Source organism: Citrobacter sp. wls757 (genome assembly GCF_005280935.1).
Taxonomy (GTDB): domain Bacteria; phylum Pseudomonadota; class Gammaproteobacteria; order Enterobacterales; family Enterobacteriaceae; genus Citrobacter; species Citrobacter portucalensis.
Window position 1 is genome coordinate 89276 of record NZ_SZWU01000020.1, and the last position, 15517, is coordinate 104792.

11 protein-coding genes are annotated in these 15517 nt (G+C 52.3%); 9 read left to right on the top strand and 2 right to left on the bottom strand.

The features are described from left to right. From ftsK to FDW94_RS06490, 7 genes are all read left to right on the top strand, one after another. Positions 1 to 3067, top strand: a 3067-nt coding sequence (ftsK, locus tag FDW94_RS06460; RefSeq protein WP_249358327.1) for a DNA translocase FtsK, incomplete at its 5' end; no start/stop codon positions are given. A gap of 112 nt (positions 3068 to 3179) precedes the next feature. Beyond that, a complete protein-coding gene (gene lolA / locus FDW94_RS06465) occupies positions 3180 to 3791 on the top strand; it encodes an outer membrane lipoprotein chaperone LolA (RefSeq protein WP_137377321.1) in 612 nt (203 codons plus the stop codon). 10 nt (positions 3792 to 3801) lie between these two features. Continuing rightward, positions 3802 to 5145 (top strand): replication-associated recombination protein RarA, encoded by a 1344-nt coding sequence (gene rarA, locus FDW94_RS06470; protein ID WP_003836910.1) that lies wholly within the window; start codon positions 3802 to 3804, stop codon positions 5143 to 5145. A 92-nt stretch (positions 5146 to 5237) separates the two neighbouring features. Then, positions 5238 to 6530 carry a serine--tRNA ligase gene (gene serS / locus FDW94_RS06475; protein WP_003831902.1) on the top strand — a complete coding sequence of 431 codons (1293 nt, stop codon included), beginning with the start codon at positions 5238 to 5240 and terminating at the stop codon, positions 6528 to 6530. Between the two features lie 236 nt (positions 6531 to 6766). Beyond that, positions 6767 to 9211 (top strand): dimethylsulfoxide reductase subunit A, encoded by a 2445-nt coding sequence (gene dmsA, locus FDW94_RS06480; RefSeq protein ID WP_008784257.1) that lies wholly within the window; start codon positions 6767 to 6769, stop codon positions 9209 to 9211. A 10-nt stretch (positions 9212 to 9221) separates the two neighbouring features. After that, on the top strand, positions 9222 to 9839 hold the full coding sequence (gene dmsB, locus FDW94_RS06485) for a dimethylsulfoxide reductase iron-sulfur subunit DmsB (RefSeq protein WP_003831905.1): 618 nt from the start codon (positions 9222 to 9224) through the stop codon (positions 9837 to 9839). 1 nt (position 9840) lies between these two features. Beyond that, positions 9841 to 10704 carry a dimethyl sulfoxide reductase anchor subunit family protein gene (locus FDW94_RS06490; protein ID WP_003831906.1) on the top strand — a complete coding sequence of 288 codons (864 nt, stop codon included), beginning with the start codon at positions 9841 to 9843 and terminating at the stop codon, positions 10702 to 10704. A 110-nt stretch (positions 10705 to 10814) separates the two neighbouring features. Here the strand turns inward: FDW94_RS06490 and ycaC are convergent, their stop codons facing one another. Continuing rightward, positions 10815 to 11441, bottom strand: coding sequence for an isochorismate family cysteine hydrolase YcaC (gene ycaC, locus FDW94_RS06495; RefSeq protein ID WP_137377322.1), 627 nt, complete (start codon positions 11439 to 11441; stop codon positions 10815 to 10817). A 384-nt stretch (positions 11442 to 11825) separates the two neighbouring features. Between ycaC and FDW94_RS06500 the strand changes: the two genes are divergently transcribed. Both FDW94_RS06500 and FDW94_RS06505 read left to right on the top strand, forming a co-directional pair. Next, positions 11826 to 12974, top strand: coding sequence for an MFS transporter (locus FDW94_RS06500; RefSeq protein WP_003831907.1), 1149 nt, complete (start codon positions 11826 to 11828; stop codon positions 12972 to 12974). A gap of 213 nt (positions 12975 to 13187) precedes the next feature. Next, a complete protein-coding gene (locus FDW94_RS06505; RefSeq protein ID WP_003035749.1) occupies positions 13188 to 14609 on the top strand; it encodes an amino acid permease in 1422 nt (473 codons plus the stop codon). Positions 14610 to 14663: 54 nt separating this feature from the next. Here FDW94_RS06505 and FDW94_RS06510 read toward each other — a convergent pair whose 3' ends face one another. Next, on the bottom strand, positions 14664 to 15458 hold the full coding sequence (locus tag FDW94_RS06510) for a hypothetical protein (protein ID WP_249358329.1): 795 nt from the start codon (positions 15456 to 15458) through the stop codon (positions 14664 to 14666). Between the last annotated feature and the right edge of the window lie 59 nt (positions 15459 to 15517).

The window sequence follows — 15517 nt, forward strand, 5'->3', positions numbered from 1 at the left end:
GAGCGCACCGGTCGATCCGTTACTGCAAACGTCACCCGTGACCAACACTGTTATGGAGCAACCGGTCCCAACTGTGGCCTGGCAACCCGTGCCTGGCCCGCAAACCGGTGATGCCGCGATTGCACCAGCGCCTGAAGGTTATCCGCAGCCAGCCCAGTACGCGCAACCTCCGGTGCAGCAACCGTATGAGCCATGGCAACAACCGGTTGTGGAGCAGAGTCCGCAGCCGCAATATTACGCACAGCAGCCCGTTGAACCTGTTTATACGCAGCCTGTCGCGCCGCAGCCGGAACCTGTTTATCAGCCGGAGCCCGTGCTGCAACCTGTCTATCAACAGGATCCGACCTTTCAACAGAACACCGCATTCCAGCAGCCTGGTTATCAGCCGGAGCCTGTGCAGCAACCTGTTTATCAGCAGGATCCAACTTTTCAACAGAGCACTACGTTCCAGCAGCCTGTGGTTGAACAACCAACAGTGGTGGAACCTGAGCCGGTGGTTGAAGAAGTTAAACCGACTCGTCCGCCGCTCTATTACTTTGAAGAAGTCGAAGAGAAACGTGCGCGTGAGCGTGAGCAACTGGCCGCATGGTATCAGCCGATTCCAGAACCTGCTCAGGAGCCTGAGCGTGTTAAGCCGTCTACGCCATCTATGCCGGCGACTGCATCCATACCACCCGTTGAGTCTGTTGCTGCCGTTGCACCGCTGGCCGCTGGCGTAAAAAGCGCCGCGTTAGGGGCAGGTGCCGCTGCCGCAGCACCTGTCTTTAGCCTTGCAGGCAGCGGTACGCCGCGTCCGCAGGTGAAAGAGGGCATTGGCCCGCAGTTGCCGCGTCCGAATCGTGTGCGCGTGCCTACTCGTCGTGAACTGGCTTCATATGGCATAAAACTGCCGTCACAGCGTATGGCTGAAGAGAAAGCGCGCGAAGAGCAGCTTGATACAGATGCGTACAGTGACGATGAAATGGATGCAATGCAGCAGGACGAGCTGGCACGTCAGTTCGCTCAGTCGCAGCAGCATCGTTATGGCGAAGAGTATCAGGACGAAACCCACCAGACTGATGACGAAGATTCAGCCGCAGAAGCGGAGCTTGCTCGCCAGTTTGCGTCTTCTCAGCAGCAGCGTTATTCCGGTGAACAGCCTGCCGGAGCGAATCCATTCTCCCTCGATGACTTTGAATTTTCGCCAATGAAAACGCTGGTGGATGAGGGGCCGCATGAGCCGCTGTTTACGCCTGGCGTAATGCCGGAGCCCGCGCCGCAGTACCAGGAACCAGTTGCACCGCAGCAGCACTATCAGCAACCGGCGCAGCCAGTTGCACCGCAACAGCACTATCAGCAACCGGCACAGCCAGTTGCACCACAGCAGCATTATCAGCAACCAGCGCAGCCTGTTGCACCGCAGCAGCACTACCAGCAACCGGTGCAGCCAGTTGCATCGCAGCAGCATTATCAACAGCCAGCGCAGCCAGTTGCACCGCAGCAGCATTATCAGCAGCCAGCGCAGCCTGTTACACCGCCGCCGCAGGATAGTCTGATCCATCCGCTGCTGATGCGTAATGGGGATAGTCGTCCGGCGCACCGTCCAAGCACGCCGCTGCCATCGTTAGATCTGCTCACGCCGCCGCCGAGCGAAGTTGAGCCGATAGATACGTTCGCACTGGAACAAATGGCACGTCTGGTGGAAGCGCGTCTGGCGGATTTCCGCATTAAAGCCGATGTGGTGAACTATTCTCCTGGCCCGGTGATTACCCGCTTTGAGCTTAATCTGGCTCCAGGGGTTAAAGCAGCGCGTATTTCTAACCTGTCACGAGATCTGGCGCGTTCATTGTCGACCGCGGCGGTACGTGTGGTCGAGGTTATTCCAGGCAAACCGTATGTCGGACTGGAGTTACCGAACAAAAAACGTCAAACCGTCTATCTGCGAGAAGTGCTGGATAACGCTAAATTCCGTGATAACTCATCTCCGCTGACTGTGGTGCTGGGCAAAGATATTGCGGGCGAACCGGTGGTGGCCGATCTGGCTAAAATGCCGCACCTGCTGGTGGCAGGGACAACCGGTTCCGGTAAGTCTGTTGGGGTGAACGCCATGATCCTCAGCATGCTGTACAAAGCGCAGCCGGAAGACGTTCGCTTTATCATGATTGACCCGAAAATGCTGGAACTTTCTGTTTATGAAGGTATTCCACATCTGCTGACTGAAGTTGTGACCGACATGAAAGATGCCGCCAATGCCTTGCGTTGGAGCGTCAATGAAATGGAACGTCGCTACAAACTGATGTCGGCGCTTGGCGTGCGTAACCTTGCCGGTTATAACGATAAGATTGCTGAAGCCGCCCGTATGGGACGTCCGATTCCAGACCCATACTGGAAGCCGGGCGACAGCATGGATGTTCAGCATCCGGTGCTGGAAAAACTGCCGTATATCGTGGTGTTGGTGGATGAATTCGCTGACCTGATGATGACCGTTGGCAAAAAGGTGGAAGAACTAATCGCTCGTCTGGCGCAAAAAGCGCGTGCGGCGGGTATCCACCTGGTGCTGGCAACCCAGCGACCGTCAGTTGACGTTATCACTGGTCTGATTAAAGCGAACATCCCGACGCGTATCGCCTTTACAGTGTCCAGTAAAATTGACTCGCGTACCATCCTTGACCAGGGCGGCGCGGAATCGCTGTTGGGTATGGGTGACATGCTTTATTCTGCACCAAACTCGACGATCCCTGTACGTGTACACGGCGCCTTTGTACGCGATGAAGAAGTTCACGCGGTAGTTCAGGACTGGAAAGCGCGCGGCCGTCCACAATACGTTGATGGCATTACCTCTGACAGCGAAAGCGAAGGTGGCGGTGGCGGCTTTGATGGTGGCGAAGAACTGGATCCGCTGTTCGATCAGGCGGTGAACTTTGTTACTCAGAAACGCAAAGCCTCAATCTCCGGCGTCCAGCGTCAGTTCCGTATCGGTTACAACCGAGCGGCGCGCATCATCGAACAGATGGAAGCGCAGGGAATAGTCAGCGAACAAGGGCATAATGGTAATCGTGAAGTGCTGGCTCCGCCGCCCTTCGAATGATTGCAAAGTTAAGTAATTCAGTATTTTTCTACTTTCCTCATGCTGATTTTTGGCCTGAAATGGATAGCAGAGGGATCTCCCCGTTGGGAGTGACGTATTTTGAGGAATAACGATGAAAAGAATCGCAATCACCTGTGCATTACTGTCTAGCTTTGTGGTGAGCAGCGTCTGGGCTGATGCTGCCAGCGACCTGAAAAGCCGTCTGGATAAAGTCAGTAGCTTCCATGCCAGCTTTACTCAGAGGGTCACGGACGGTAGCGGCGCGGCGGTGCAGGAAGGTCAGGGCGACTTATGGGTTAAACGCCCTAATCTGTTTAACTGGCATATGACGCAGCCTGACGAGAGCATTCTGGTTTCCGATGGTAAAACGCTGTGGTTCTTTAACCCGTTTGTTGAGCAGGCGACTGCGACCTGGTTGAAAGACGCTACGGGCAACACGCCGTTTATGCTGATTGCGCGTAACCAGGCCAGCGACTGGCAACAGTACAACATTAAGCAAAACGGCGATGATTTCGTGCTGACGCCAAAAACCAGCAGCGGTAACCTGAAGCAGTTTACTATCAATGTTGGGCGGGACGGGACGATCCATCAGTTCAGTGCCGTTGAGCAAGACGATCAGCGCAGCAGCTATCAGCTGAAATCTCAGCAGAATGGTGCGATTGAACCTTCGAAATTCACCTTTACCCCGCCGCAAGGTGTAACGGTTGACGATCAACGTAAGTAGAGGCGTGTGAGTGAGCAATCTGTCGCTCGACTTTTCTGATAATACCTTTCAGCCACTGGCCGCACGTATGCGGCCAGAAAATTTAGCGCAGTACATCGGCCAGCAGCATCTGCTGGCTGCGGGTAAACCCTTGCCGCGCGCCATCGAGGCCGGGCACCTGCACTCTATGATTTTATGGGGTCCGCCAGGGACGGGGAAAACCACGCTAGCCGAAGTTATTGCCCGTTACGCTAACGCCGATGTTGAACGAATTTCGGCGGTCACGTCTGGTGTAAAAGAAATTCGTGAAGCGATTGAGCGGGCGCGTCAGAATCGTAACGCGGGTCGACGTACGATCCTGTTCGTGGACGAAGTTCACCGTTTTAATAAAAGCCAACAGGATGCGTTTTTACCGCATATTGAAGACGGTACCATCACGTTTATTGGCGCCACCACTGAAAATCCCTCGTTTGAACTGAACTCGGCACTGTTGTCGCGGGCGCGTGTTTATTTACTGAAATCGTTAACCACCGACGATATTGAACAGGTGCTGGACCAGGCGATGTCAGATAAAGCCCGGGGTTACGGCGGCCAGGATATCGTACTGCCACCAGAGACGCGTCGGGCGATTGCCGAACTGGTGAATGGCGACGCGCGGCGAGCGCTGAATACGCTGGAAATGATGGCCGATATGGCCGAAGTTGATGATTCCGGTAAGCGCGTATTGAAACCAGAATTGCTCACTGAAATTGCCGGTGAACGCAGCGCACGCTTCGATAATAAAGGCGATCGTTTTTACGATCTCATCTCCGCATTACACAAATCGGTTCGCGGCAGCGCCCCGGATGCGGCACTTTATTGGTATGCGCGCATCATTAGTGCAGGCGGTGACCCGCTGTATGTTGCCCGTCGCTGTCTGGCCATTGCCTCTGAAGATGTCGGCAATGCCGACCCTCGCGCCATGCAGGTGGCAATTTCCGCATGGGACTGCTTTACCCGTGTGGGACCCGCGGAAGGTGAACGAGCGATTGCTCAGGCGATTGTTTATCTGGCCTGCGCGCCGAAAAGTAATGCGGTTTACACCGCCTTCAAAGCCGCGCTGGCTGATGCCCGCGAACGTCCGGATTACGACGTGCCAGTCCACCTGCGCAATGCGCCAACTAAGCTGATGAAAGAAATGGGCTATGGTCAGGAGTATCGTTACGCCCATGATGAACCAAATGCCTATGCCGCCGGAGAAGAGTACTTCCCGCAGGAAATGGCACAAACGCGCTATTATCACCCCACAAACAGAGGTCTTGAAGGCAAGATTGGCGAAAAGCTCGCCTGGCTCGCCGGACAGGATCAAAATAGCCCTATAAAACGCTACCGTTAGTGTTATCGTTGCGGTAATGTTGTCTCTGTATCCCTGTGACCGCAGGCTGTGGTCACTTTCTCCTATTTTAATTCGATAAGCACAGGATAAGCATGCTCGATCCCAATCTGCTGCGTAATGAGCCAGACGCAGTCGCAGAAAAACTGGCAAGCCGGGGCTTTAAGCTGGATGTAGATAAGCTGCGCGCTCTTGAAGAGCGTCGTAAAGTTCTGCAGGTACAAACTGAAAACCTGCAGGCAGAGCGTAACTCTCGATCGAAATCCATCGGCCAGGCAAAAGCGCGCGGGGAAGATATCGAGTCTTTACGTCTGGAAGTGAACAAACTGGGCGAAGAGCTGGATGCCGCGAAAGCTGAACTTGATACCTTACAGGCCGAGATCCGCGACATTGCGCTGACCATTCCTAACCTGCCAGCGGACGACGTTCCGGTGGGTAAAGATGAAAATGACAACGTTGAAGTCAGCCGTTGGGGTACTCCGCGTGAGTTTGATTTCGAAGTGCGCGATCACGTTACCCTGGGTGAAATGCACACGGGTCTTGATTTTGCCGCTGCGGTTAAGCTGACCGGCTCTCGTTTCGTCGTGATGAAAGGGCAGATCGCGCGCATGCACCGTGCGCTGTCTCAGTTCATGCTGGATCTGCATACCGAACAGCATGGTTACAGCGAAAACTACGTTCCGTATCTGGTTAACCATGACACGCTGTACGGAACAGGGCAACTGCCGAAATTTGCTGGCGATCTGTTCCACACCCGTCCGCTGGATGAAGAAGCTGACAGCAGCAACTATGCGCTGATCCCAACGGCAGAAGTTCCGCTGACCAACCTGGTTCGCGACGAAATCATTGACGAAGATGCGCTGCCGATCAAAATGACCGCGCATACGCCGTGCTTCCGTTCTGAAGCAGGTTCTTACGGTCGTGATACCCGTGGTCTGATCCGTATGCATCAGTTCGATAAAGTTGAAATGGTGCAGATCGTTCGCCCGGAAGACTCTATGGACGCGCTGGAAGAGATGACCGGCCATGCCGAGAAGGTTCTTCAGTTGCTGGGCCTGCCGTACCGTAAGATCATCCTGTGCACAGGCGACATGGGCTTCGGCGCATGCAAAACGTACGATCTGGAAGTGTGGATCCCGGCGCAGAACACCTATCGCGAAATCTCCTCTTGCTCCAACGTGTGGGATTTCCAGGCTCGTCGTATGCAGGCGCGTTGCCGCAGCAAATCCGACAAAAAGACCCGTTTAGTACATACGCTGAACGGTTCCGGTCTGGCGGTTGGACGTACGCTGGTTGCGGTGATGGAAAACTATCAGCAGGCTGATGGCCGTATTCAGGTTCCGGAAGTGTTACGTCCGTACATGAATGGCCTGGAATTTATCGGCTAAGCTACCTTTCTTTGCTAAAAAAGCGCCTCAGGGCGCTTTTTTTATGCCCGTTTGACGTCGGACAATAACGCTTACCTCCATAGGAGTAATACTGCCTTCGAATGAAAGTCAGTATTTATCTCTGTCTTTTCGCAAATTCAGTATCTACCAGTCTGTATATTGATATTAACGCTATATAAAAATCTATATAACGAGTATTTCTCTTTTGTTTATTGTGAGCAGCAGAGTGAGCCACTATGAAAACTAAGATCCCCGATGCCATGCTGGCAGCTGAGGTTAGTCGCCGAGGTTTGGTGAAAACGACGGCGATAGGCGGACTGGCGGTGGCCAGTAGCGCGTTTACCCTGCCATTTACCCGTATTGCAAATGCTGCAGAAGCCCTTAATCCGACACAGGCCAATGAGAAAGTCATATGGAGCGCGTGTACGGTGAACTGTGGTAGCCGCTGTCCTCTGCGTATGCACGTGGTAGACGGTGAAATAAAGTATGTTGAAACCGACAACACCGGTGATGACAACTATGACGGCTTGCACCAGGTCCGCGCCTGTCTGCGTGGTCGCTCCATGCGTCGTCGCGTTTATAATCCCGACCGTCTGAAATACCCGATGAAACGCGTCGGCAAACGTGGAGAAGGCAAATTTGAGCGCATCAGCTGGGATGAAGCCTACGACATCATTGCCAGCAATATGCAGCGTCTTATTAAAGACTACGGCAACGAGTCTATCTACCTGAACTACGGCACGGGTACGCTGGGCGGCACCCTGACACGCTCCTGGCCGCCAGGTAAAACGCTGGTGGCACGGTTGATGAACTGCTGCGGCGGCTACCTTAACCACTACGGTGACTACTCTTCAGCGCAAATCGCTGCCGGGTTGAATTACACCTACGGCGGCTGGGCAGACGGTAACAGCCCGTCCGACATTGAAAACAGCAAGCTGGTGGTTCTGTTCGGGAATAACCCAGGTGAAACCCGTATGAGCGGGGGTGGGGTAACCTATTACCTTGAACAGGCGCGACAGAAATCCAATGCCCGCATGATCATTATCGATCCCCGCTACACGGATACCGGCGCGGGTCGTGAAGATGAGTGGATCCCGATCCGCCCAGGTACCGATGCGGCATTGGTGAATGGTCTGGCGTATGTGCTGATCACCGAAAACATGGTTGATCAACCGTTCCTTGATAAATACTGCGTGGGTTACGACGAGAAAACCTTACCGGCCGACGCACCGAAAAACGGTCACTATAAGGCGTATATTCTTGGGCAGGGCAAAGACGGTATCGCCAAGACCCCGGAATGGGCAGCGCAAATTACCGGTATTCCTGCTGATCGAATCGTCAAACTGGCACGTGAAATCGGTAGTGCTAAACCGGCATATATCAGTCAGGGGTGGGGACCGCAGCGTCATGCTAACGGTGAAATAGCGACCCGTGCCATTTCTATGCTGGCAATCCTTACCGGTAACGTTGGGATTAACGGCGGCAACAGCGGGGCGCGTGAGGGCTCATACAGTTTGCCGTTTGAACGTATGCCTACGCTGGAAAACCCAGTCGAAACCAGCATCTCTATGTTTATGTGGACGGACGCCATTGAGCGAGGTCCGGAGATGACGGCGCTGCGTGACGGTGTTCGTGGCAAAGATAAGCTCGATGTTCCGATTAAGATGATCTGGAACTATGCCGGTAACTGTCTGATTAACCAGCACTCTGATATCAACCGCACACATGAAATCCTACAGGATGATAAGAAGTGCGAGATGATCGTTGTCATCGACTGTCATATGACCTCCTCGGCGAAATACGCGGATATTTTGCTGCCGGACTGCACCGCTTCGGAGCAGATGGACTTCGCACTGGATGCCTCCTGCGGAAATATGTCGTATGTGATTTTCACCGATCAGGCGATCAAGCCACGCTTCGAATGCAAGACTATCTACCAGATGACCAGTGAGCTAGCGAAACGCCTTGGTGTTGAGCAGCAGTTTACAGAAGGTCGTACTCAGGAAGAGTGGATGCGTCATCTGTACGAGCAGTCGCGCAAAGCCATTCCTGAACTGCCAACGTTTGAAGAATTCCGCAAGCAGGGGATCTTTAAACAGCGCGACCCGCAGGGACATCACGTGGCCTACAAGGCGTTCCGTGAGGATCCTAACGCCAATCCGCTGACCACGCCGTCAGGTAAGATCGAAATTTATTCGCAGCAGCTTGCCGAGATCGCGTCAACCTGGGAGCTGCCGGAAGGTGATGTGATTGATCCACTGCCGATTTATACCCCAGGTTTTGAGAGCTTAAACGATCCGCTGGTGGAGAAATTCCCTCTGCAGTTGACCGGCTTCCACTATAAGTCTCGCGTCCACTCGACCTATGGCAACGTGGATGTTCTGAAAGCATCCTGCCGTCAGGAAATGTGGATCAACCCGATGGATGCACAGCGACGCGGCATTAACAACGGCGACAAGGTGCGCATCTTTAACGATCGTGGTGAAGTGCACATCGAGGCGAAAGTAACGCCGCGTATGATGCCTGGCGTGGTGGCATTGGGCGAAGGGGCGTGGTATGACCCGGACGCAAAACGCGTGGACCAGGGCGGTTGCATTAACGTCCTGACGACCCAGCGTCCGTCTCCTCTCGCGAAGGGGAACCCATCACACACGAACCTTGTTCAGGTTGAAAAGGTGTAAGGAGTAACCGATGACAACCCAGTATGGATTTTTTATTGATTCCAGCCGTTGCACCGGTTGCAAAACCTGCGAACTGGCGTGCAAAGATTTCAAAAATTTAACCCCTGAAGTCAGCTTCCGCCGCATTTATGAGTACGCGGGCGGTGACTGGCAGGAAGACAACGGCGTCTGGCATCAGAACGTCTTTGCCTATTACCTCTCCATTGCGTGTAACCACTGTGAAGACCCGGCCTGTACCAAAGTGTGTCCGAGCGGTGCGATGCACAAACGTGAAGATGGTTTTGTCGTTGTCGATGAAGATGTGTGCATCGGCTGCCGCTATTGCCACATGGCCTGTCCTTACGGCGCACCACAGTATAATGCTGACAAAGGGCACATGACCAAATGCGATGGCTGCCATGAGCGCGTCGCTGAAGGTAAGAAACCTATTTGCGTCGAGTCCTGTCCACTGCGTGCGCTGGATTTTGGCCCAATTGATGAACTGCGCAAAAAACACGGTACTTTGGCTGCGGTTGCGCCACTGCCGGGCGCGCACTTTACCAAACCGAGCATTGTCATCAAACCTAACGCCAATAGCCGCCCGACCGGGGATACCACAGGTTATCTGGCTAATCCGAAGGAGGTGTAAGATGGGAAGTGGATGGCATGAATGGCCGCTGATGATCTTCACGGTCTTCGGACAGTGTGTGGTTGGCGGTTTTATTGTTCTGGCGCTGGCGTTGATGAAAGGGGGCTTACGCCCAGAATCGCAGCAACGCGTAATTACCTGCATGTTTGGGCTGTGGGTATTAATGGGCATTGGATTTATTGCTTCCATGCTCCATTTGGGCTCACCGATGCGCGCCTTTAACTCACTCAATCGCGTTGGATCATCTGCGTTGAGTAACGAAATTGCCAGCGGCTCACTCTTCTTTGCCGTTGGCGGTATCGGCTGGCTGCTGGCTATGTTGAAGAAAATGTCGCCCGCATTACGCAATCTGTGGTTAGTTGTCACCATGGTGCTGGGTGTGGTTTTTGTCTGGATGATGGTGCGCGTGTATAACACCATCGATACTGTACCGACCTGGTACAGCGTCTGGACACCGCTGGGCTTCTTCCTGACGATGTTTATGGGCGGTCCGCTGCTGGGATATCTGTTACTGAGAATTGCTGGCGTGGATGGTTGGGCGATGCGCCTGCTGCCGGCTATATCAGTGCTTGCTCTGGTCGTGAGTGCCATCATGTCGGTAATGCAGGGGACTGAACTGGCGACAATCCACAGTTCGATTCAACAGGCCTCTGCGCTGGTTCCGGATTACGGTTCGCTGATGGCGTGGCGGATCGTGGCGCTGGCGTTAGCGTTGTGCTGCTGGATAGTACCGCAAGTGAAGGGTTACCAGCCTGCCGTTCCGTTGCTTTCCGTCGCGTTTATTCTGCTGTTAGTCGGCGAGCTGATTGGTCGTGGCGTGTTCTACGGGCTGCATATGACCGTCGGTATGGCGGTGGCGAGTTAATCCATAATATGCCGGATGGCGCCTCGTGCTTTATCAAGCCTACAATATCCGTAGGCCTTCAAGCTGCGCGCTATCCGGCTACATGTCAGGCCAGGGTTTTGCCCCAGTCTTTACTTCTGCTTAGTTAACGTGTCATAGCTGGTCATCAGATTGCGATAATCCGGAATGTGATTAGAGAACAACGTCGCCAGACCTTCGATATCGTTGCGCCAGTCGCGGTGCAGTTCACATGCTACTCCGAACCATGTCATCAATTGAGCGCCTGCTTGAGACATCCGATCCCATGCTGAATGGCGGGTAATTTCATTAAACGTGCCTGAAGCATCGGTGACAACAAAGACGTCAAAACCTTCTTCAATAGCCGAGAGCGCTGGGAAAGCGACGCAAACTTCCGTCACGACACCAGCGATAATCAGCTGCTTTTTGCCGGTCGCTTTTACTGCTTTCACGAAATCTTCGTTATCCCATGCGTTAATGTTTCCTGGGCGAGCAATGTAGGGCGCATCGGGAAATTGAGCTTTCAGTTCCGGTACCAGCGGTCCGTTTGGTCCTGTCTCAAAACTGGTTGTCAGAATGGTTGGGAGGTTGAAGTATTTTGCTAAGTCACCGAGCGCAAACACGTTGTTTTTAAATTTATCGGGATCGATATCCCGAACCAGAGAGAGCAGGCCAGCTTGATGATCGACCAGCAGTACTGCCGCATTGTCTTTATCAAGTCTTACGTAAGGTTTAGTCATGGTATTTCTCCTGTTCAGTATCAGTGGGGAAATTTGATGAGTTTAAGTCTACGAAAAGAACGATATTTGGATTAGATAGATAAATAAGAACTCACTGTTCTATTTTGAAGACAATGCAGCTCAGCATCCCGCATAGAGTTTAGTAAGAAATAAAAGTAAGGGGAGTCCATGAAATTTTTCGACTGAACGTAACGCGAGATTTTTGTTTTAGATCAATAAAAACAAGTAGATGTGATTTTGTGTTTTTTATCTATTCACATTAAGAATCAGTAATGCAAATCGATCGACCAGAAAGCGCCTCAGCCCTCTGATTCCGCCGATTGACAATGTTTTTAGCAGTGGCATGATGCGCATGAAATTTGAACTTCCTCACGGTTTTTATTCATGTCCACCTATACCCGTCCCGTCATGCTATTGCTGTGCGGGCTACTTCTGTTGACCCTGGCGATCGCCGTGTTAAACACGCTCGTCCCGCTTTGGCTCGCCCATGAAAATCTGCCTACCTGGCAGGTAGGCGTGGTGAGCTCGTCTTACTTTACCGGTAATCTGGTAGGGACGTTGCTGACAGGGTATTTAATAAAACACCTTGGTTTTAACCGCAGCTATTACATCGCCTCGCTTATTTTTGCCGCGGGCTGTGTCGGGTTGGGGATTATGGTGGGATTCTGGAGCTGGATGACATGGCGTTTTATCGCCGGTGTTGGCTGCGCCATGATCTGGGTGGTCGTGGAAAGCGCGCTGATGTGCAGCGGGACGTCACGTAATCGCGGACGGTTACTTGCCGCCTATATGATGATCTATTACGTGGGAACGTTTTTAGGCCAACTGCTGGTTAGTAAAGTATCAACAGAATTGATGAACGTCCTGCCGTGGGTGACGGGTACTATCCTGGCGGGTGTTTTGCCACTGCTCTTTACGCGCATTGCTAATCAGCAGGGTGATGAACAGCAGTCTACGCCTATTGTCTCCATGCTGAGGTTGCGTCAGGCGCGCCTGGGCGTTAATGGCTGCATTATTTCCGGGATCGTGCTGGGGTCTTTGTATGGCCTGATGCCGCTGTATCTCAACCATCAGGGGGTGAGCAACGCCAGCATTGGTTTCTGGATGGCGGTTCTGGTAAGTGCCGGTATTCTGGGTCAATGGCCGATTGGCCGTCTGGCGGATAAGCTGGGACGTCTGCTGGTTTTACGCGTCCAGGTCTTCGTGGTGATCGTAGGGAGTATCGCCATGCTGAATCAGGCGGCGATGGCGCCCGCGTTGTTTATGTTGGGTGCGGCAGGCTTTACCCTCTACCCGGTCGCGATGGCCTGGGCCTGTGAAAAGGTGGAACATCATCAGCTGGTCGCCATGAATCAGGCATTGCTATTGAGCTATACCGTGGGCAGTCTGCTGGGGCCTTCGTTTACTGCGATGTTGATGCAGAATTATTCAGATAGCTTGCTGTTTATCATGATCGCCAGCGTATCGTTTATTTATTTACTAATGCTGCTGCGTAAGACGGGCCATACGCCCAATTCTATTGCGCACATTTGACCTGATTTAACAGAATATGAACAGGTTCCCATACATACTGTTTATGTATGCTTTATGGGAACCTGCATTATTTAATCGCACACGTCTGTCCTGAAAATAAAGTGTGCAGAAGGTTATAGTTTTACATCCTGCCGTTTCCGCTCACTCATTTTACCGCGCATAATCCCACGCCTCATATATTGATAATCAAAAAGCTTCCACAAAGGATTGCGTATGGCTGGTGTGCAGGAAAAACAATTGCGATGGTACAACATTGCATTAATGTCATTTATTACCGTCTGGGGTTTTGGTAACGTCGTCAACAACTATGCTAATCAGGGATTGGTTGTTGTCTCCTCCTGGATATTTATTTTCGCGCTCTATTTTATTCCTTATGCGTTGATCGTCGGGCAGCTTGGCTCAACCTTTAAAGAGGGTAAAGGCGGCGTCAGTACCTGGATTAAACATACTATGGGGCCAGGGTTGGCCTATCTTGCTGCCTGGACCTATTGGGTTGTTCATATACCTTATCTGGCGCAAAAACCGCAGGCTATTCTGATTGCGCTGGGATGGGCGCTGAAGGGCGATGGTTCGTTGATTAAAGAGTACACCGTCGTGGCGTTGCAGGGGCTGACGCTGGCGCTGTTTGTCTTTTTCATGTGGGTTGCGTCCCGTGGCATGAAGTCACTGAAAATTGTTGGGTCAGTTGCAGGCATCGCGATGTTTGTGATGTCCATTTTGTATGTCGTGATGGCGGTAACCGCGCCTGCAATTACGGATGTGCAAATAGCGACAACCAATATCACCTGGGAATCGTTTATCCCGCACATTGATTTTACCTACATTACCACGATCTCCATGCTGGTATTTGCCGTGGGCGGTGCGGAGAAAATTTCGCCATACGTTAATCAGACACGTAATCCGGGCAAAGAATTTCCAAAAGGGATGCTCGTTCTGGCTGTTATGGTAGCGGTATGCGCGATTCTCGGGTCGCTGGCTATGGGAATGATGTTTGACTCCCGGCATATTCCAGATGACCTGATGACGAATGGTCAATATTACGCCTTCCAGAAATTGGGAGAGTATTATGGTATGGGTAATTCGCTGATGGTTATTTACGCGATTGCCAATACGCTGGGGCAGATTGCGGCATTGGTATTTTCTATTGATGCACCGCTTAAAGTTCTGCTGGGTGATGCTGATCGTAAATATATTCCCGAGAGCCTGTGTAAAACCAACGCTTCCGGTACGCCGGTAAATGGTTATATTCTGACGCTGGTGCTGGTGGCGATTTTGATTATGTTGCCAACGCTGGGAATTGGCGACATGAACAACCTGTATAAATGGCTATTGAATCTTAACTCTGTCGTGATGCCATTGCGTTATTTATGGGTGTTTGTAGCGTTCATTGCCGTTATTCGCCTGGCGCAAAAATATAAATCGGAATATGTCTTTATTCGCAACCGCTCGCTTGCGATGACCGTGGGGATCTGGTGCTTTGCCTTTACCGCATTTGCCTGTCTGACCGGGATTTTCCCGAAAATGGAAGCCTTTACCCCTGAGTGGACATTCCAGCTCACGCTGAATATCGTGACGCCATTTGTGCTGGTTGGACTGGGATTGATTTTCCCGCTACTGGCGAGAAGAGGACGCTAAAGACAAGTGTGGCAGAAGAGCAGGAGATAGTGATGCTATCTCCTGCTTTGCCTCTCAAAACAACGGGGACAGTTCTTTTGGGATGGCATACTGTTTGCCATCATAACGCAGTACCCAACTGGCTTTCCCCGGTTTATCCTTTGATGCGCACTGCTCGTTGGCGTCTGTATAGGCCGTTGATTCCACGTTTTTCTCGTTTACCCGAATATCGATGTACCCATTATGTGAATCAGGCGCAAGGGCAAGGGTGCGTTTAATATCGTGGAATGTTCCCACACAGTTCCCGTCCCATTCACCGGTGCTATTCTCAAGTACGATTCCGTTTAATACCGCCCGTAGTTGATTATTTTCAATAACAAACAGCGATAGCGCATCTTCACTAAAAGGATTTACACGGGAACTGCCGGTGCGGGCGACTCGTAAGCCAAATGCGGTCTGATCTGGGGTAACTTTCCAGCGCGCAGTATCCAGCGCCAGACCGGTAATTTGAATGGCATCGTCATTCATACGTTCGGGCAGGTGTAGCCGCTGTTTTACGTCGAGGCTTGTGGAATCCAGTACCAGAAGCTCCAGATCGCCAATGCGATCGTAATCGCTATATTGTTGTGCCATCAGCGGAATCGCCGCTAGGGTCAGTTCCGGGTGGGCTGGCCAGACACGGCAAATTGCGCTTTGCGGTGAGTTACCTGTGATATCGATAACCTGATTATGTTGTGTGAGTAGCTTGCCTTCCGCTGTCGGTTTTGCATCTGGCCACGCATGTTGCACAATGGCGTTGATATCACAGTTGCTGGCGGCATTTACGTATTGGACAGATAACAGCAACATGCCAGAAATGAATAACCGCATGGCGTCCTTTCCTTTAATTCGAGTGGTTGTCGCTTAGATAGCAAAACGGCTGCCGTTCA